The sequence below is a fragment of the Kumtagia sp. genome, from assembly GCF_059502445.1.
The window spans coordinates 50,973-67,790 of sequence record NZ_JCACER010000028.1; the positions used below are offsets into that span (position 1 = coordinate 50,973).

Below are 16,818 nucleotides of genomic sequence, written 5' to 3' on the forward strand. Positions count from 1 at the left end.
TCTTCTACCTGACACCGGAGGAAGGGACGGCGGCGGGCACCCGCCTGGCCAGCGGCTGCACCTCGCCTTCGATCTCGCTGCCGACATAGACGCCGAAGGCGTCCTCGGTTCGCTCCCGGACGTAGCGGGCGAGCATGATGCGCACCGCCGGGTCGGCTATCTTCAGGTCGGCGATGCGCTCTATGTCCACGAGACGGGCCTGACGGTCGCCGGGCAAGGGCGCATCGAGCGTACCACGGTAGTAGACGTGGGTGCGCGACGGCCTCGCGGTGTCGTCCCAGACCGCGAAGAGAAAGCCGAGTTGAGCGTCGACGGCCCTGGCTGCCAGGCGTCCCTTGAGGCTTGCGGCATCGCCCGGTGCGCCCAGGCCGATGCCGGCGGGCAGTACGTGCGAGCCGTCCGCCGCCTCGAAGAACAGCACGCGGCCTTCATGTTCGAGAATGGCGCCGACCTCCATGTTCGGCGGCGCGGTCGCCAGCGCTTCCTGGCTGAGACCGAAATTGACGTAGGCGCCGCGGCAATAGCCGAGCGGCTGCGATGCATTGTGGGAAAAATCGCGGACCCGGCCGATGAGGATCGAATGATCGCCGGCGTCCACCAATTGCTCCATGTCGCAATCGAAGGCGGCGACGGAGCCGCCGATCATCGGAGAACCTGTCGAGCCCGGACGCCATGAGACCGCCGCGAACTTGTCCGCCGCCTTCGACGCAAAGACGCCGGACGCGGCCTTCTGGCTCTCGCCGAGCACGTTGACGGCAAAGCTCCGCGAGGCGGCGAACACCGGATGGCCGTGCGCCTTCTTGGCGATGCAGACCAGAACGAGCGGCGGATCGAGCGACACCGAGGTGAACGAGTTGGCGGTGAACCCCCGGGGTTCGCCGTCGGCGCCGACCGTCGTCACGATGGTGACGCCGGTCAGGAACGAGCCGAGCGCCCGCCTGAATTCCATGGCATCGACGCCCGCGTCGGCTTGCGACCCGGTCGACCACCCCGCATCGGCTTGGAGAAAATCGGCGATATGCCGCGTCACCTTCTCGGGCGAAGCGAGGGCCATCATGTGCCTTTCGCCGTCCAGCACGACACAGCGGCCGAGCGGTGCCAGCCGCGCCATCGCCGCCGACATCGCCGGCGACGAGTTCGCGTCGTCCGATCCCGTCATGAACAGGGCGGGCATCGCCAGGTCCGGCAGGCGCTCGACATGGTCCGCGTCGGCATGTGCGAATAGCCGATAGGTCCGCGTGTAACCCTCGGGATCGACGCGCGTCAGCGCATCGCGGGCTTTCGCCGCGGCATCGGCCAGTCCGGCAGGCACGGGATCGCCAAACCAGCGCGCGATGGTGGCATCGACGCCGGAGCCGTGATGGTGACCGTTCAGGCCGGCGGCACGCTCGCGCACCGCCCGGGCGAGCGACGGCGGGCGCCGGAACACGGCGTTGAGCGACACGATGCGCCTGACGCGTTGCGGTGCGCGCAGTGCCACTTCCTGGGCGACCAGCGCGCCCATCGAATGGCCGACGATCGACACCCTGTCCAGGCCGAGATGATCGAGCAGCTCGATCACCTGCCCGGCGTAGTCGGCGAGAACCGGATTTTCCGGCGGCAACCGGGATTCGCCATGGCCGAGCATGTCGATGGCGACGACGTCGTAGCGCTCCTTCAGCAACTCGATCTGCGGCTGCCAGATCGCCGCATTCATGCCGACGCCGTGGATCAGCAGCAGCGGCTCGCCCGCGCCGGCGCGGATATAGCCGGTCCCGGCAGAGGCGCCGCCGCGCAGGCGGGCGGGCATGGCGAGCCGCTCAGCCATGAAGGTCGCCGACCTCCTTGAGATCCTGGTAGCGGTCGCCGATGCGGTGGTGCGGCCGGCCGCCGATCGACGCGCCCAGCGCCACGACGAGCTCGTCGGGTGCCGGCGCATCGCCGATCTGGAAATGCACGGTCAGATAATGCGAGCGGCGGCCCTCGTCGTTCTTGTCCATCAGCGGGATCATGATCGGGGTGTTCGGCCCGCCGCGCAGGTTGGTGAAGGCGAGATAGGTCTTGGCGCCGACCGCGCGGCGATAATGATTGCCGAAATGCAGCGTGTGGATCAGCGCCGACGCATGCTCGATCTCGCCCGCCGTGCCGCAGATGGCCGCCTTGCCATAGCCTTCGATCGCGTCGCCCGAACCGGCGACGGCGAGAATCTCGCGCGTCAGCATCTCGCCGAGCACCGGCGCGCAGGCGCGGATTTCCGGCGACAGATCCTCTGTGAAGCCACGCCCCGCCCACGGATTGGCCAGCACCGCGGCGACGCCGATCAGCCGCAGCGGCCGGGGCGCTGCCTTGCCACCCTCGACCAGCGTGTTCTCGACATAGGTGACGGTCTTTCGGATGGCAGGCGTCATGAGAGGGTACCTCGACAGGCCGGGCATGGCTCAGCCTTGCATTGTCTTATGGTATACCATACTACTATCGACCACATACCCTGTCAATGGATCGCCGAATCTGTTTTCTTGGGCTTCGCAGAAAAGGCTTCCCGCCCGATGGACGAAACGCTCCGGATCGAACGCTCGACCAAGACCTTGCGGACGCTGGCGCTCGAGCGGATGCGCGAGGCCATCATGGATTTCCGCTTCCAGCCCGGAGAACGGCTGGTCGAGCGGCCGCTATGCGACCAGCTCGGGGTGAGCCGGTCGGTGGTCCGCGAGGTTCTGCGGCAACTGGAGACCGAGGGACTCGTCGAGATGATCCCCGGGCACGGCCCCGCGGTCGCCAAGCCGGATCTCAACCGCACCGACGAGATCTATGAATTGCGGGCGCTGCTGGAGGGGATCGCCGCGCGCGCCTGCGCCCAATCGGCGACGGATCGGCAGATCGCCGGCCTCGATGCCGCCTTCGACGGATTGCTCGAAGCATGGGCGGCCAGCGAACCGATCAAGGTGATGCGCGCGACGACGAAATTCTACGAGGAGCTTTTCGGGGCCGCCGGCAAGCACATCGCCTGGGAGATCGTGCAGGGGCTGAACGTGCGCATCAACCAGTTGCGGTCCATGACCATCGCCTCGGCGGACCGCCGCAAGCCGGCCATCGCGGAGATGACGGCCATCATGGATGCGATCAGGTCGCGTGATCCCGAGCGGGCGGAAGCAGCCGCCCGGCGGCACGTCGAGCAGGCCTGGCATATCGCGCAGAACCTGCTGCGGTCGCGGTGATGGAAGCCGGCGGCGCTCGGCCGGGTCGCCGGTCGTGCGGATAGCCGGGCAGTCCGCCGGCTTCCGGCGATCTGCCCGGCCCCTGCCCTCCGCGTCCCGCCCTGCCGGCGGCGGAACGCGGCTGCCCCGGGCGGTCTAGGCGATCGAGAAGTCGGCGTTGGTCAGCGCCAGGCCGACGGTGAGCGTGGCGAAGTGGATGCCTGCGGAACCGCCGGCGCCGTCAGCGTCGTAGAACAGCTTTCCGGTATCGCGCTCATAGATGATGCGGTCGGAAGCATCCTGCGCCAGCCCAGTCGTGTTGGCGCGGAAGGCCGCCGCCGACAGCGTGCCGGTGTCGAGCGCCGTGAAGAACGCGTCCGACAGGAGCATGCGATCGGCCGGCACGCTGAAGTCGACGATCCTGTCGACATTTCCCGCCCCGAGCTTCGAAGCGAACACGAACGTGTCGGCGCCGCTGCCGCCGCTCAACGTGTCGTTGCCGCCCTTGCCCTCCAGCCGGTTGGCGCCGGCATTGCCGATGATCTGCTGGCCGAACTCGTTGCCGGTCAGGTCGATCGCCGCCGTTCCGGCCGAGCCGTTGGTCTGCATGATCTCGACCTGGACGGCGGCGCCGAGCTTGTAGTCGACGGCGGCGATCACCTTGTCGCCGCTCCCCTGGCCGGCCTTCTCGACGATGACGTCGCCGGAATTGAATACCCGGTAGCTGTCGTTGCCGCCGAGGCCCGTCATCACGTCGGCCTTGCCGCTGCCGCCGTCATGCAGGACGTTGGCGCCGGCGTTGCCGGTGATCTTCTGCCGCAGTTCATTGCCGGTGAGGTCGATGGCGGCCGTGCTCGTGGTGTTGGTCGTCGTCAGGATTTCGATATCGTCGGTGGACTGAAGGGCGAAGTCCACCGCGGCCGCCACCCGGTCGGCCGTCCCTTCCCCGGCGCGCTCGATGATGTTGTCTTCCCTGAAGTCCACAACATAGAGATCGTTGCCCAGGCCGCCGGTCAGGCCGTCCGCGCCGGCGCCGCCGTCGAGCAGATCGTCGCCGCCGCGTCCTTCCAGCAAGTCGTTTCCGTCCCCTCCCGACAGCTTGTTCGCACCGTTGCTGCCGACCAACCCGTCGTCGAAGCGGGAACCAGTCAGGTTTTCGATGCTTATGAGTTCGTCGCCAGGCGCATCGCCCGATACGACGAAAGTATCGTCGTCGGAGATGTTCACGATGATGGCCGAGGCGGCATTGGCATAGCTCGCCGTGTCGATGCCCGCGCCGCCGTTGATCTTGTCGCCGCCGGCGCCGCCGACAAGGATGTCGTTGCCGGCGCCGCCGTCGAGTGCGTCGGCGCCGCCATCGCCGAACAACTCGTCGTCACCGCCTTCGCCGGACAGCACGTCGGCGCCGTTGAGGCCGCCGAGGAAATTGTTGGCGTTGTCGCCGGCGAGCGTGTCGTTGAAATTCGAACCGACGACCTCCTCGATGCCTTCCAGCGTGTCGCCCTGCGCATCGCCGTCGAAGCCGAGCTTCGAGCCGAGAACGACCAGAACGCCGGCGCCGGAGGTGTGATAGGAGACGCGATCTATGCCGGCGCCGCCGTCGAGTGTGTCAGCGCCAGCGCCGCCGACCAGGACATCCCGGCCGTCGCCGCCGAACATCTGGTCACTGCCGGCGTCGCCGAACATCGTGTCATCGCCGGCGTCCCCGGCAAGGAAGTCGTCGGCATTGAGGCCGCCGAAGAAGTTGTTGGCGGCGTCGCCGACCAGGAGGTCGGCGAAGTTCGAGCCGACGACTTCCTCGATACCGCTAAACGTGTCGCCCTGCGCGTCGCCCTGGAAGCCCAGTCCGCCGTCGAGGAAAACCTGCACGCCGGCGCCCGAGGCGACATAGTTCGCCCGGTCGATGCCGGTGCCGCCGACCAACTGGTCCGCGCCGGCGCCGCCATTGAGCAGATCGTTGCCGGCGCCGCCGAACAGCTTGTCGCCGCCGAGGCCGCCGTCCAGCGAGTCGGCGCCGTCCAGCCCGCGCAGCGTGTCGCCGCCATCGAGGCCGAAGAGCACGTTGCCCCCATTGTCGCCATCCAGCGTGTCGCCGAAGCGCGATCCGATCAGGTTTTCGATGCCGGAGAACGTGTCTCCGGCCGCATCGCTGCCCGTGCCTGAGTTCGCGGCAAGGGAAACCGTGACGGCGCTGCCGGCGTTGGCATAGGACGCGGCGTCGACGCCGGCGCCGCCTATCAGCACATCCGCGCCGGCACCGCCGACGAGAACGTCGCTGCCGTCGCCGCCGTCCAGCCCGTCATTGCCGGCGTCGCCGAACAGCGTGTCGTCGCCGCCCTGGCCGAGCAACTGGTCGGCGCCGTTCAACCCGCCGAGGAAGTTGCGATCGTTGCTGCCCTCGAGCACGTCGTCGAAATTCGAGCCGACGAGGTCCTCGAACCTGATGATCGTGTCGCCCGCCGCATCACCGAACAAGGCGACGTTGCCCGCGAGGCTGACGAACACGCCGGCCGACGAACCGGCATAGCGGAGCTGGTCGATGCCGGCGCCGCCGTCCAGCAGGTCGGCATCGGCGCCGCCCTCGATCTTGTCGTTGCCTGCGCCACCCTCGATCTTGTCGACGCCTGCGCCGCCCGCCAGGAAATTGGCCGCTCCATTGCCGAGGAGGTGGTCTCCATGGGTCGAGCCGAGCAGGTTCTCGATGCCGAACAGCCTGTCGCCACCGGCATCGCCGAGAAAGCCGAACCCATCGGTCAGGTTGACTGTGACGCCCTGGTTGCTGTTCGAATAGTCGGCCGTGTCGATGCCGTCGCCGCCGGTCATGACATCGCCGCCGGAACCGCCGACGAACGTATCGTTGCCCTCATTGCCGTCGAGCGTGTCGTTGCCGAGGCCGCCGATCAGCAGGTCGTCGCCGCCGGCGCCGCTCATCGTGTCGTCGCCATCGCGGCCGTCGAGCACATTGGCTCCGGCATTGCCCAGGATGGCGTCGCGGAGGGTGGATCCGGTGACGTTCTCGATGCTGATCAGTTCGGCGCGGCCCTGTGTTCCGCCGTTGACGACGGCAAGTCCGGTTTGCAGATTGATCGTCCAGCCGAAACCCAATGCGTCGAAGAAGGCGGTGTCGACGCCCGAGCCGCCATCCAGGACATCATTGCCGAAATCCCCGTCGAGTACGTCGTTGCCGCCGAGGCCGCGAATGACGTCGTCGGAGTTGAACTCGATCGCTTTCAGGAAATTGTCCTCGTCGTTGCCGATAATTTCAGCCATTGTCGTTGTTCCTTCCAAAATTTTGCTTCGCCGCAGGAGCGGCCAGGTTTGCTGCCGGCGAGCGGCAGGGTTCGCCGGCCGATATGGCCGGCGGCGCGAAATTCCAGCTGGATGGAGAGTGGCGTCAGGTCGTTTGCGGCAAGCAGCCGGATGCATCGACCGTCGGTCGTGATCCTGGCGGCTGAAACCGCGGCGCCTTTGCCTTGTTGTTATGGTGGAGCTTCGATCAGCCTCCGAGCACGTGCGCCAGCATGAACATCGTGACGATCGCCTGGACGGTGATCGAGGCCGTGCGTGGCCAGTTGTAGCGGATGAGCTCAGCGATAAGGGGCTCGTTCTTGCCCGACTTCTCCAGCTTGCCGTGCCGTGGGATTTCCAGACCGACGGTCACCAGGAGGCCGACGACTCCCGCCGCTATGTTAACGATGGTCATCCACGGCGGCACGGCCGGCCCGAACAATGCGAGCGCCATCGGCAGCAGGAAGCTGGCGAAACCCGGCAGGATCACCGGCAGCGGAATGCGCCGCGAATAGAACCCGTGGTAACCGACATAGTCGCGCTCGCCGACCCTGGCGAACAGCGGATAGATGACGATCTGCACCAGCCAGATCTGCCCGAGCACCCAGAAGGACAGCGCGGCCCACAGCAACAGATAGAGGTGCGTCTCTGGCATGATCGTGTTCCTTGGATGCGCCGCGCGGGTCAAAGGTCCAGCCGATAGGCCGCGACCAGGACATCGCCCTCGGACGGGTCGAAGTCGAAGACGCCGGAGGCAAACAGATCGTATTCGGGGCAGCGCACGAAGCCGGCCCGCTTGTACATGCCGCGCGCGATCGCCATGAAGGCGCCGGCATGGATGCCCAGCACCGACGCCCCGTCGCGGCGAGCCGTTTCGATGCAATGCTGAACCAGGGCGGCGCCGAGCCCCCTGCCGCGTGCCCATGGATGAACGGCGAGCGTGCGGAATGTCGACCAGTCCGCCGGCAGGCCGTATCCGGCTTCATGCGTTCGATCGACATAGGTGACAGTGCCGGCCAGGCGGCCTTCCGCCTCGACGACCAGGACGTCGTGGTTCCAGCGGGCGACGGCATCGCGGGAGTGTTGGATGTAGAGGTCGAGCACCTTGTCGCGGACGATGCCGCGGAACGTCTCGATGGCCGCCGCGACGAGATCGGCGATCTCGGCGATCTCGTCCCTGGCTGCCCGCCGGATGATCGGGTTCGGTCTTTCCAGCATGTCAGATCCTCGCCTGCGCCTTGGCCGGCTGCCTGCCGCGGCGCAATTCGAGCAGCCGGTAGGCGTTGATCGGCAACAGCACGATTTCCATCGTCAGCAGCGGCAGGCTGCCGATCGCCACCGCATAGGCGATGAAGAACAGGCAGCTCAGCACCGCTGCGATCCGCAGCGGCAGCATGTCCCGCATCCAGTAGGTGAGCACGGCGAAGCCGCTGCCCAGAAAGCCGATAGCTTCCGTCCAGAAGTCCATGCGATTCTCCCCACGATTGAGGCCACGACGCCGCGGCAGCCGGCTTTGCCCGCCTTCGTCGCCTGGCCGCTGCCCTGTCCAAGGCACCCGGTCCAGGCAAACCTCCGGCACAGCCCTGCGCGGATGGTGCAGGCCTGTCAGCGTGACGATGGTTTGGAGGGCACCGCAGGCGCGCTCGACTGATCTATGATTTCAAGAACTGCGCCTGCTATCTTCTCTTGTAGTCTGACCCGGGTCACCATGACCCCAAGGGGGGTTCAAGACACCCGAAGTTGTTTCTCTTCAGCCCGAAGCTTCTACTTCATATCTGCCTTTTGCATTAGTCGGCATAGACTGGATTCACCGTGCAATATTCTGCATAATGCAGGATATGCGCATCGATGAGATCACTGTCTTCGTCCGCGTCCTGGAGGCTGGCAGCTTCGCCGCCGCGGCCCGTCTGCTCGGCATGCCCACGACGACCGTCAGCGCCAAGGTCGCGGCGCTCGAAAAGCGCCTCGGCACGACGCTCATCCATCGGACGACGCGGCAGCTGCGGGCGACGTCGGCCGGAGAGCTTTATCTCGACCGCTGCCGCACCGCGCTGCAGGAGATCGAGACCGCCGAGGCGGAACTCGCCTCCGACAACGACGAACCGACGGGCACGCTGCGGATAACCGGCCCCACGGTGTTCGGCCGCAGCCTGCTGCCCGAGCTGATCATGGCCTACCGGCAGAAATTCCCGGCCGTGAAGGTCGAGGTGCTGGTGATGGACCGGATCGCCGACCTGGTCGCCGAAGGCATCGACCTTGCCATCCGTGTCGGCCCGCTGAAGGATTCGAGCCTTATCGTGCGGAAAATCATGGACGGGTACGGCGGCTACTACGCCAGCCAGGCCTATCTCGACCGCCACGGCACGCCGCAAACGCTCGAAGATCTGGCCGATCATCAGATCGTCGGCTTCAGCCGCGACGGGAAAATGCTGTATCGCGGCGAGATCGTCGACGTGACGCTCGACGCGCCGATCACCTCCAACGACTTCTATGTAAGCCGCAGCTTCATCGACCTCGATCTTGGCATCGGCTACCTGCCGGCGCCGATGGAAAAAGCCTGGCGCGGTCAGCAGGCGCTGGTGCGCGTCCTCCCGGAATACTCGACCCCGCCGAGATCGCTGTATTTCGTCTATCCGCGCCAGCGCTTCGTGCCGGCACGGGTACGGACCTTCATCAATTTCGCGGCCGAGCGGGCCGAACTGCTGATATCGTCGCGTTGACATGATACTACCTCCGGCGGCGCGCGGCTTAGCCCGCCGCGTGTCGAACTTTGCCGTTCAGCCGCGCGCCAGTGCGGCGGCCCGCTCCAGGCCGATCTTGCGCACCAGCGGGTCCGCATGGCGATGCACCAGGAGCCATTCCGCGCCCTGCCGCCGGTAGACCTGCGTCACCCGCAGCGACCATTCCTGGTCCGGAAGGCCACCGACCTCCCCATGCTGGCGTTCGACCATCACCAGGACGATCATGTCCCGGGTCACATGGGACTGGCTGACCTCGAGCGTTCCGTCGCCATTGCGGAAGTAGGCGGCAAGTTCGGCCAAATGCCGCGGGCTGCCGTCGAAACCGTGGCTGGCCGGACCACCGAACGGCTGCATCAGCGTGAAATCGTCCGACAGCCGGATGAGCGCCGCCCATCTTGTCATGTCGCCGGCCATGAAAGCCGCCGCCTGCTGCTCGGTGCGGCGGATGATGTCGGCAAGCACATCGTCCGCATCCGGCGATGCCTGCGCGGCGCGGGCGGACAGCGGAGCGGCAAGGGCGAGTGTCATGGCCGTGCGCCGCGAGATTTTTTTCGCCGCGCGTCGCTTCGGGTTGCTGATGCGCCTGAACATGAGCATCGGGATATCCATTCGCTCCGTTGGGTCATGTGCCGGCCGGTGCCGGGCATGGCCTGTCTTCTCACTTCCGGTCTCATGAATCCAATGATATGATTTCAGCAATATGCTGCATGAAATCGATCTGTCGCGAATCGACCTCAACCTGCTGGTTCTGTTCGAAGCCGTGTTCGAGGAGCGCCATGTCGGGCGGGCGGCGCAGCGCCTCAACCTCTCGCCATCGGCGGTGAGCCACGGCCTCGGCCGCTTGCGCTCGCTGCTGGGAGACCCGCTGTTTCTGAAGACGCCCAGGGGCGTCGTTCCGACGCAGCGCGCGGAAGAACTCGATCAGCCGATCGCCGATATCCTGTCCCGCGTCCGGGGTGTCGTCGCCACCGCCCGGCCGTTCGATCCGGCGACATCGACGCGGCGCTTCACCATCGGAGCGCCGGACGGCGTGTCCGCCGTGTTCCTGCCGGCCTTGCTCGAAAAGCTGGCGCATGCGGCACCCGGCATAGCCATCGGCATCCGCCAGTTGCTGCCTCGGCAGGGAGAAACCTCCCCAGCGGTCGCCTGGCAGGATGCCCTTGCCGAGCTGGAAGCGCGCATGATGGATGTCGCCGTCTTACCCTATGACGATCCTCCCGTCCGGTTCTGGCGGAGCCTTCTCTACCAGGAGGATTTCATCGTCGCCGCGCGCGCCGGCCACCCGTTCGCGGCCGCCCCCAGCGTGTCGAACTACTGCCGGCTGCGGCACCTGGTGGTGTCGCAAACCGGAGACTCCCACGGCTTCGTCGACAATGTCCTTGCCGGGCAAGGGTTTTCGCGGCGGGTTGCGCTGACGGTTCCGAATTTCATGTTCGCGCTCGCGGTGCTTGCCGACAGCGATCTGATCTCAGCGTTGCCGCGACGCTTCGTCGAGCTGCATGCGAGCCGCTTCGGCGTGATCGGCATCGAGCCTCCCCTGCCGCTCGGCAAGTTCGCCCTGACGATCGTGGCGCCGCAGCCGGCGATGCGCGACGCCGGCATGGCGTGGCTGGTCACCCTCCTCGAAGGACTGGGCGGAGGAGCCCAAACCCGGCCCGACCGTCGCACTCGATAGGCTGACGGCGCGGCCGCGCCGGCGATCATCAGCGCTACGGCAAGACCGTTCGCCTCACACCACCCGCACCTCTAGGTCGCCGATGCCGTCGACATGGCCCTTGAGCACGTCGCCGCGCTTGACGGCGCCGACGCCGGCCGGCGTTCCCGACAGGATGACGTCGCCGGGCTTCAGAGTGAACAGGCCGGAGAGGTAGCTGATCATCTCCGGCACCTTCCAGATCATCTGGTTGAGGTCGCCGGTCTGCCGGCGCTCGCCGTTGACGTCGAGCCAGATGGCGCCGCTGGACGGATTGCCGATTGCGCTGGCCGGAACAAGCGCAGAGCAGGGCGCCGACGCCTCGAAGGCCTTGCCGACCTCCCAGGGCCGACCCATATCCTTGGCCTTGCCTTGCAGGTCGCGCCGCGTCATGTCGAGGCCGACGCCGTAGCCGAACACGCAGTCCAGCGCCCTGTCGAGCGGGATGTCCCTGCCGCCGCCCTTCAGCGCCACCACCATCTCGATCTCGTAGTGGACGTCGTTCGAGGCGGGCGGATAGGGGAACTCCCCGCTTATGTTCAGATTGTCGGGATTCTTCTGGAAGAAGAAGGGCGGTTCCTTGTCGGGGTCGTGCCCCATCTCGACGGCATGCGCGGCATAGTTGCGGCCGACGCAATAGACCCTGCGCACCGGGAACAGGTCGTCGGAGTTGGCCACCGGTATCGTCGGGATGACGGGCGGCTCGATGACGTAGGTCGCGGCCTTGGTATGAACGGTCACTGTCTAGCTCCTGCGTAATATTCGACCTTGGCTTCGGCCCTCTCGATCAGTTCGGCGATCAGCAGGGCGAAGGCGAAGAGGATGATGGTGAGGGCCCAGAACTCGGCCATGCGGAAGTTGCGCGAGAACGTCTCGAACAGCGCCCCGTAGCCGATGATGGAGACGAGCAGCTGGCCGATCACGACGCCCTTGACGCCGCGGATGAGGCCGAGCCGGATGCCGGCGAGGATTTCCGGCAGCGCCGCCCACAGGATGATCTTGGCGTAGAGCGCGCGCCGCGTCGCGCCGTAGGAGCGCGCCATCTCGATCAGCGACGGTGAGATGTGGCGGACGCCGGCGCGGGTATCGAGCACGATGATCCAGATCGCGAACAGGAACACCGCCGCCACGATGGTCCGCTCGCCGAAGCCGAACAGGATCATCAGCACCGGCACCAGCGCCGACAGCGGCGCGCTGGAGAAGATGTTGACCCACATGCCGAGCAGGTCGTCGGCCACCCGGACGCGGCCCATCAGCACCCCGAGCGGCACGCCGATCACGATCGCCAGCGTCATGCCGGTGACGAAGGCGCGCAGCGTCGTCAGCGTCGCACCCTGCCAGGACGGCGTCTGCACGAGACCGACGACGGCCCGAAGCACGTCGCTGAAGGGCGGCAGCAGGAACACCAGGTCGAGCCGGCCGACGATCTCCCATGCCAGGCACCAGACCAGCAGCGAGGCCATCATCGGCACGCGGTAGCCGAACAGCGTCATGGCCGGTCACTCCACATATTGCCGCAATCCCTGCCATATCTCGTCGACCGTATCGAGGTAGTGCTTGTCGCGGTGGATGCGCTCGGGATCGCCGGAGCGGTCGATGTCCGGCTCGATGATCTGCGAAACCCGGCCGGGACGCGGCGACAAGAGCACGATGCGGTCGGAGATGTAGACCGCCTCCTCGATCGAATGCGTCACGAAGATGAAGGTCTTGTTCTGCGTGGCGCGCAGCCGGATCAGGTCCTCCTGGAACTTTCGCCGGTTCTGCTCGTCCACCGCCGAGAACGGCTCGTCGAGCAAAAGCACGTCTGCATCGACCGACAGCGCGCGCGCCAGGCCGACGCGCTGGCGCATGCCGCCCGACAGCTCGTGCGGATACTTGTCCTCGAAGCCGGCGAGCCCGACCTCCGACAGATAGTGGCGGGCGATCTCCTCGCGCTCCGCCCTGGCCCTGCCGCGCAGTTCGAGGCCGAAGGCGACGTTGCGCAGCGCCGTCGCCCACGGCATCAGCGCGAAATCCTGGAACACGAAGGCGCGTTCCGGACCGGGCGCCCTGACCACCTTGCCGTCGATCGTGACCGTGCCGGCGTCGGCCTCTATCAGGCCGGCGATGATCTTCAACAGCGTCGTCTTCCCGCAGCCGCTCGGGCCGAGCAGGCTGGTCAGCTTGCCCCTGGGAAAGTCGAGGTCGATGCCGCGCAGCGCCTCGACGTTTCCGTAATTTTTCGAGATGCCCCGCACCCCCACGATCGTGTCGACTGCTGCGGGCATCGTCGACGGTTCCTTTCGCAAGACGGCCGTGCGCATCTCAGGCTCCTCTCTTTTCCGGCCTGAAGACACGCACCTCGACCCACTGCAGCGCGACGAGCGTCAGGGTCGACAGGGCGATGATCGAGGCGATGGTTGCGTACATCTCGGCATAGTCGGCGCGCGAGCGGTGGAAGGTGATGAGGTCGCCTATGCCCGTCGGCGTGATCAGCAGTTCCGCCAGCACGACGCCGACGAAACCCGCCGCCACGCCGAGCCGCAGCCCGGCGAAGATCACCGGGCTGGCGTCCGGCAGGATGATCTTCTCGACCACCTGCCATCGCGTGCCGAGGAACGAGCGGCACATCACCAGCAGGGACTCGTTGACGTTGCGCACCGCCTTGTAGGTATTGAGCACGATCACCGGCAAAGCGAGGATCATCACCGCGAGCGTCTTCGCCGTCATGCCGATGCCGTAGACGAAGGTGACCATCGGGATGAACGCCGCGACCGGCGCCGCCTGCAGCACGATGAAGATCGGGATCACCAGCCACTCGCCGGGGCGCCACAGCCCGCAGATCGTGCCGAGCCCGACGCCCAGGAAGGCCGACAGCACCACCCCGAGCAGCAGCGGCTGCAGCGTCGACAGATAGGCCATCGGCAGGCTGCCGTCGGCGATCAGGCCGAAGAAGGCGGCAAGCGTGTCGAAGAAGGTCGGAAACGCAAAACTCACCGGTATCCGGCCGGCGATTTCCCAGACCATCGCGAACAGCACGATCGAGATGATCCTGAGGAGTATCGGCCGGTCCCGCCACCCTCCGGCCTCGCTGCGGGCCGGAGCGGAGGCGAGGCCGGCCGACCCCTCCTCCCCTGTCCTGATGCCGATCGCCATCCCAGCGCCTACTTCGCGCCGAGCTTGCCGGCGGCGCGATCGATCGCCGCCACGTCCCAGAACTGCTCGACCTTGAGGGTCGCCGGATCGCCTTCGATCTGCCCGGACAGGCTGAAGAAGGCGAAATCGTCCTTGGCCGCCTCGGCGCCGCCGCCGTTCAGCACCAGGCTGCCGGCGTCGGCGCTCTCCTTGTAATATTCGGAGATCTCGGTGTCGGCCTCCGCCCCGAGGTCCGGCAGCAGCTTGTATTTGTTGCGGAAGTCGACGGCGACGGCCGGGTTCGCGGCGATCTCGCGCGCCGTCTTCATCAGCTCCTCGACCAGGATGTCGACATCGGCCGCGTTGTTCTTCAGGTAGTCGGCAGTGGCGAACAGGCCCTCGTCGGTCGCCTTCAGGTCGTCGACCGGCAGCACGATGAAGCGGCCCGGCGCCTCGGCTTCGAGCGCGCGCCGGTTGGCCGCGTCGACGATCGAAGCCTTGATCGTGCCCTGGATGAGCGCGTTGCGACGCACTTCCGAGCCCGGCACATAGCTGACCTTGCCGAGCGTGATGCCGTGGTTCTTGGCCATCAGCAGCATGACCGCCTCGGTGCCGGAGCCGCGGGCCTGGACGGCGACCTCCTGCCCGTCGAGATCCTTCCACTCCTTGTAGTGCTCGCCGTTGACGACGGGAAAGAAGCGCAGCGTCGATATCTGCGCGAACAGGCGGATCGGCACGCCGGCCTTCTGGATGAGCGTGTAGGGCGCGCCGATGCCGACATCGGCCTGGCCTGAGACGATCGCCTGGGCGGCCAGATCCTCGTCGTTGAGGATGATCAGCTCGACGTTCACCCCGCGCTCCCTGGCGCGCTCGATGGCGGCGAGCGTCTGGATCGATTCGATGCCGGGCAGGTCGCCGAAGGCGATGCGCATGTCGCCGGCGCTGGCGGCTCCCACCGGCATGGCGCCCGCGAGCCCCAGGGCGAAGGCACCCGCTAACAGGATACGTCTGCAAAGGCTGGTCACGGCTGTTCCTCCCGTTGTTTTTTGTAACCAATTTTTCTAATGGTTAAACACCAAGCGCGGATTGGTCAAGAGATGGCTTGTCACGAAAGCGGGAAGGGCTCACCATGGAGAGGCCAGGCGCTTGGAACATTGACGGAATCTGCCATTCGATCTAACACCGCGACGAGATCATCGGGATTGGTCAAACCAATGGAGACGATTGGAAACGGCGGCCACGCTGCCCTTGTGCAGCTGCAGGCCTATCTCGCGCAGATGGAGCCCGCCGGCGAGACGCGGCTGCCGCCGGAGCGCGAACTGTGCGAGACGCTGGGCGTGTCGCGCGGCGACCTGCGCAAGGCGCTTGCGGTGCTGGAGAAGGACGGCCGCATCTGGCGCCATGTCGGCAAGGGCACCTTCGTCGGCAGCGGCCCGGTCGAGGAGACGATCGGCATCTCCGACATCGCCCAGCGCACCAATCCGAGGGACGTGATGCGGGCCCGGCTGATCGTCGAATCCGAAATCGCGCGCGAGGCGGCCCTGCACGCCACGCTGGACGACATCGCGGCGATGCGCCAGTCGCTCGCCCAGACGCGCGAGGCCGCGACGTGGCGGCAATACGAGAACATCGACAACCTGCTGCACCGCCAGATCGCCCAGGCGAGCGGCAACACGGTGCTGCTCGGCCTGTTCGACGTGCTCAACGCCGTGCGTCGCACAGTGGTCTGGGGCCGCCTGCGGGCGGACGGCGCGCGCCCTCCGGCCGACCATCACAGCTTCGCCGATCATGAGAGGATCGTCGACGCAATCGCCGAGCGCGATCTCGCCGGCGCCGCGGCGGCCATGCGGCTGCATCTCCAGCAGGTGGAACGCCGCCTGATCCCGGTCCGCGAGGCGGCCGAGTAGGCTGGATCACGGCGAGGTCTCCGGCCTCGCGTAATCGGCGCTACAACATCGGCAGACCGATCTTGCTGCGTCCGCCGGGCCCGGCGCGCAGTGATCCTACGATGCGGCTCAGATCGCCCGCGCCGTCCGGTCGAGAATGTCCAGATAGCCCTCGGCGGTCCAGGCGCTGCGGCCGATGAACAGCCCGTCGATCGCCGGCTGGCCGATCAGCTCGGCGCAGTTGTCCGGGTTGACGCTGCCGCCGTAGAGGATCGGCACGGCGACGCCGAGCGCGGCCCTGGCGACCGCCGCGATCTTCTCGTGGCGGGCGTTGGCGTAGTCCATGGTCGCCGGGATGCCGTTGACGCCGATGGCCCAGACGGGTTCGTAGGCGAGCAGGACGGGAGCCTTCTTCTGCTCGCCTTCCAGCGGCGCCAGCGCCGCCTCGACCTGCCGCTTCAGCACCTCGTCGGCGCGGCCGGCCTCGCGCTCCGCAAGCGTCTCGCCGATGCAGACCAGCGGGACGAGGCCGTGGCGGACGGCGGCCGCCGTCTTGCGCCCGACCGCCTCGTCGGTCTCGTTGAAGAACTCGCGCCGCTCGCTGTGCCCGATCTCCACCAGGTCGAGGCCGCAGTCCTTCAGCATCACCGGCGAAATCTCGCCCGTCCAGGCGCCGCCGTCCTCCCAGTGCATGTTCTGCGCGCCGACCTTGACGCTGGTGGCCGACAGCCGCTCCTTCACCTGCCTGACCGCCGTGAACGGCGGGATGACGAAACGCTGGACGCGCGGATGGCGGCCCCCATCTGCCGCCGCGAGCCGCTCGGCGAAAACCATCGCCTCGGCCAGTGTCTTGTTCATCTTCCAGCTCGTGCCGACCCACAACGTCTTCGTCATGCCTGCCATTCTCCTTCGCGGCCACGCCG

At 66.9% G+C, this 16,818-nt stretch carries 17 protein-coding genes; 4 read left to right on the plus strand and 13 right to left on the minus strand.

The window, feature by feature from the left end; all coding sequences use genetic code 11:
- Positions 1-4 precede the first annotated feature (4 nt).
- Positions 5-1,807 (minus strand): alpha/beta fold hydrolase, encoded by a 1,803-nt coding sequence (locus AC5JDC_RS12120; protein ID WP_495841572.1) that lies wholly within the window; start codon positions 1,805-1,807, stop codon positions 5-7.
- Complete coding sequence (locus AC5JDC_RS12125) at positions 1,800-2,387, minus strand: amino acid synthesis family protein (protein WP_106774591.1); 588 nt, start codon at positions 2,385-2,387, stop codon at positions 1,800-1,802. Before AC5JDC_RS12125 ends, AC5JDC_RS12120 begins: the two co-directional genes overlap by 8 nt.
- A 138-nt stretch (positions 2,388-2,525) precedes the next feature.
- Here AC5JDC_RS12125 and AC5JDC_RS12130 point away from each other — a divergent pair, with 138 nt between their 5' ends.
- A complete protein-coding gene (locus AC5JDC_RS12130; RefSeq protein WP_495841573.1) occupies positions 2,526-3,194 on the plus strand; it encodes a GntR family transcriptional regulator in 669 nt (222 codons plus the stop codon).
- Between the two features lie 135 nt (positions 3,195-3,329).
- Here AC5JDC_RS12130 and AC5JDC_RS12135 read toward each other — a convergent pair whose 3' ends face one another.
- The 4 genes from AC5JDC_RS12135 to AC5JDC_RS12150 all read right to left on the minus strand — a co-directional run bounded on the left by AC5JDC_RS12135 (position 3,330) and on the right by AC5JDC_RS12150 (position 7,929).
- The gene (locus AC5JDC_RS12135) at positions 3,330-6,443 is read right to left on the minus strand and encodes a beta strand repeat-containing protein (protein WP_495841574.1); all 3,114 of its coding nucleotides are present in this window, start codon (positions 6,441-6,443) and stop codon (positions 3,330-3,332) included.
- A 226-nt stretch (positions 6,444-6,669) separates the two neighbouring features.
- Entirely contained in the window at positions 6,670-7,116 is a 447-nt protein-coding gene (locus AC5JDC_RS12140; RefSeq protein WP_495841575.1) for a hypothetical protein, read from the minus strand.
- A gap of 29 nt (positions 7,117-7,145) precedes the next feature.
- The gene (locus AC5JDC_RS12145) at positions 7,146-7,679 is read right to left on the minus strand and encodes a GNAT family N-acetyltransferase (protein ID WP_495841576.1); all 534 of its coding nucleotides are present in this window, start codon (positions 7,677-7,679) and stop codon (positions 7,146-7,148) included.
- Position 7,680: 1 nt separating this feature from the next.
- On the minus strand, positions 7,681-7,929 hold the full coding sequence (locus AC5JDC_RS12150) for a YgjV family protein (protein ID WP_495841577.1): 249 nt from the start codon (positions 7,927-7,929) through the stop codon (positions 7,681-7,683).
- A 370-nt stretch (positions 7,930-8,299) separates the two neighbouring features.
- On the opposite strand from AC5JDC_RS12150, the gene AC5JDC_RS12155 reads away from it, so the two are divergent.
- Positions 8,300-9,181 carry a LysR family transcriptional regulator gene (locus AC5JDC_RS12155; protein WP_495841578.1) on the plus strand — a complete coding sequence of 294 codons (882 nt, stop codon included), beginning with the start codon at positions 8,300-8,302 and terminating at the stop codon, positions 9,179-9,181.
- 57 nt (positions 9,182-9,238) lie between these two features.
- Here the strand turns inward: AC5JDC_RS12155 and AC5JDC_RS12160 are convergent, their stop codons facing one another.
- A complete protein-coding gene (locus AC5JDC_RS12160; RefSeq protein WP_495841579.1) occupies positions 9,239-9,799 on the minus strand; it encodes a YybH family protein in 561 nt (186 codons plus the stop codon).
- A gap of 103 nt (positions 9,800-9,902) precedes the next feature.
- Here AC5JDC_RS12160 and AC5JDC_RS12165 point away from each other — a divergent pair, with 103 nt between their 5' ends.
- Positions 9,903-10,877 (plus strand): LysR family transcriptional regulator, encoded by a 975-nt coding sequence (locus AC5JDC_RS12165; RefSeq protein ID WP_495841580.1) that lies wholly within the window; start codon positions 9,903-9,905, stop codon positions 10,875-10,877.
- Positions 10,878-10,931: 54 nt separating this feature from the next.
- On the opposite strand, the gene AC5JDC_RS12170 is transcribed toward AC5JDC_RS12165, so the two are convergent.
- The 5 genes from AC5JDC_RS12170 to AC5JDC_RS12190 are packed head-to-tail and all read right to left on the minus strand — an operon-like array spanning position 10,932 to position 15,034.
- Positions 10,932-11,636 carry a fumarylacetoacetate hydrolase family protein gene (locus AC5JDC_RS12170; RefSeq protein WP_106774583.1) on the minus strand — a complete coding sequence of 235 codons (705 nt, stop codon included), beginning with the start codon at positions 11,634-11,636 and terminating at the stop codon, positions 10,932-10,934.
- Complete coding sequence (locus tag AC5JDC_RS12175) at positions 11,633-12,388, minus strand: ABC transporter permease (RefSeq protein WP_106774582.1); 756 nt, start codon at positions 12,386-12,388, stop codon at positions 11,633-11,635. The genes AC5JDC_RS12170 and AC5JDC_RS12175 overlap by 4 nt, the downstream gene beginning before the upstream one ends.
- A 6-nt stretch (positions 12,389-12,394) precedes the next feature.
- Positions 12,395-13,162: an ABC transporter ATP-binding protein gene (locus AC5JDC_RS12180; protein WP_495841581.1), complete on the minus strand. Its 768-nt coding sequence runs from the start codon at positions 13,160-13,162 to the stop codon at positions 12,395-12,397.
- A 37-nt stretch (positions 13,163-13,199) separates the two neighbouring features.
- Positions 13,200-14,030 (minus strand): ABC transporter permease, encoded by an 831-nt coding sequence (locus AC5JDC_RS12185; RefSeq protein ID WP_495841582.1) that lies wholly within the window; start codon positions 14,028-14,030, stop codon positions 13,200-13,202.
- An 8-nt stretch (positions 14,031-14,038) separates the two neighbouring features.
- Positions 14,039-15,034: an ABC transporter substrate-binding protein gene (locus tag AC5JDC_RS12190; RefSeq protein ID WP_495841583.1), complete on the minus strand. Its 996-nt coding sequence runs from the start codon at positions 15,032-15,034 to the stop codon at positions 14,039-14,041.
- Positions 15,035-15,223: 189 nt separating this feature from the next.
- Here AC5JDC_RS12190 and AC5JDC_RS12195 point away from each other — a divergent pair, with 189 nt between their 5' ends.
- Positions 15,224-15,916, plus strand: coding sequence for a FadR/GntR family transcriptional regulator (locus AC5JDC_RS12195; RefSeq protein WP_495841584.1), 693 nt, complete (start codon positions 15,224-15,226; stop codon positions 15,914-15,916).
- A gap of 108 nt (positions 15,917-16,024) precedes the next feature.
- Here AC5JDC_RS12195 and AC5JDC_RS12200 read toward each other — a convergent pair whose 3' ends face one another.
- A complete protein-coding gene (locus AC5JDC_RS12200; RefSeq protein WP_495841585.1) occupies positions 16,025-16,789 on the minus strand; it encodes a triose-phosphate isomerase in 765 nt (254 codons plus the stop codon).
- Positions 16,790-16,818 lie beyond the last annotated feature (29 nt).

Excerpts from the sequence above, each read along its gene's own strand:
- AC5JDC_RS12150 (WP_495841577.1), bottom strand. The coding sequence starts at position 7,929 with ATGGACTTCTGGACGGAAGCTATCGGCTTTCTGGGCAGCGGCTTCGCC.
- AC5JDC_RS12135 (WP_495841574.1), bottom strand. The coding sequence starts at position 6,443 with ATGGCTGAAATTATCGGCAACGACGAGGACAATTTCCTGAAAGCGATC.
- AC5JDC_RS12195 (WP_495841584.1), top strand. The coding sequence starts at position 15,224 with ATGGAGACGATTGGAAACGGCGGCCACGCTGCCCTTGTGCAGCTGCAG.
- AC5JDC_RS12155 (WP_495841578.1), top strand. The coding sequence starts at position 8,300 with ATGCGCATCGATGAGATCACTGTCTTCGTCCGCGTCCTGGAGGCTGGC.
- AC5JDC_RS12180 (WP_495841581.1), bottom strand. The coding sequence starts at position 13,162 with ATGCCCGCAGCAGTCGACACGATCGTGGGGGTGCGGGGCATCTCGAAA.
- AC5JDC_RS12175 (WP_106774582.1), bottom strand. The coding sequence starts at position 12,388 with ATGACGCTGTTCGGCTACCGCGTGCCGATGATGGCCTCGCTGCTGGTC.
- AC5JDC_RS12185 (WP_495841582.1), bottom strand. The coding sequence starts at position 14,030 with ATGGCGATCGGCATCAGGACAGGGGAGGAGGGGTCGGCCGGCCTCGCC.
- AC5JDC_RS12145 (WP_495841576.1), bottom strand. The coding sequence starts at position 7,679 with ATGCTGGAAAGACCGAACCCGATCATCCGGCGGGCAGCCAGGGACGAG.
- AC5JDC_RS12120 (WP_495841572.1), bottom strand. The coding sequence starts at position 1,807 with ATGGCTGAGCGGCTCGCCATGCCCGCCCGCCTGCGCGGCGGCGCCTCT.
- AC5JDC_RS12200 (WP_495841585.1), bottom strand. The coding sequence starts at position 16,789 with ATGACGAAGACGTTGTGGGTCGGCACGAGCTGGAAGATGAACAAGACA.
- AC5JDC_RS12160 (WP_495841579.1), bottom strand. The coding sequence starts at position 9,799 with ATGCTCATGTTCAGGCGCATCAGCAACCCGAAGCGACGCGCGGCGAAA.
- AC5JDC_RS12130 (WP_495841573.1), top strand. The coding sequence starts at position 2,526 with ATGGACGAAACGCTCCGGATCGAACGCTCGACCAAGACCTTGCGGACG.
- AC5JDC_RS12140 (WP_495841575.1), bottom strand. The coding sequence starts at position 7,116 with ATGCCAGAGACGCACCTCTATCTGTTGCTGTGGGCCGCGCTGTCCTTC.
- AC5JDC_RS12125 (WP_106774591.1), bottom strand. The coding sequence starts at position 2,387 with ATGACGCCTGCCATCCGAAAGACCGTCACCTATGTCGAGAACACGCTG.
- AC5JDC_RS12165 (WP_495841580.1), top strand. The coding sequence starts at position 9,903 with ATGCTGCATGAAATCGATCTGTCGCGAATCGACCTCAACCTGCTGGTT.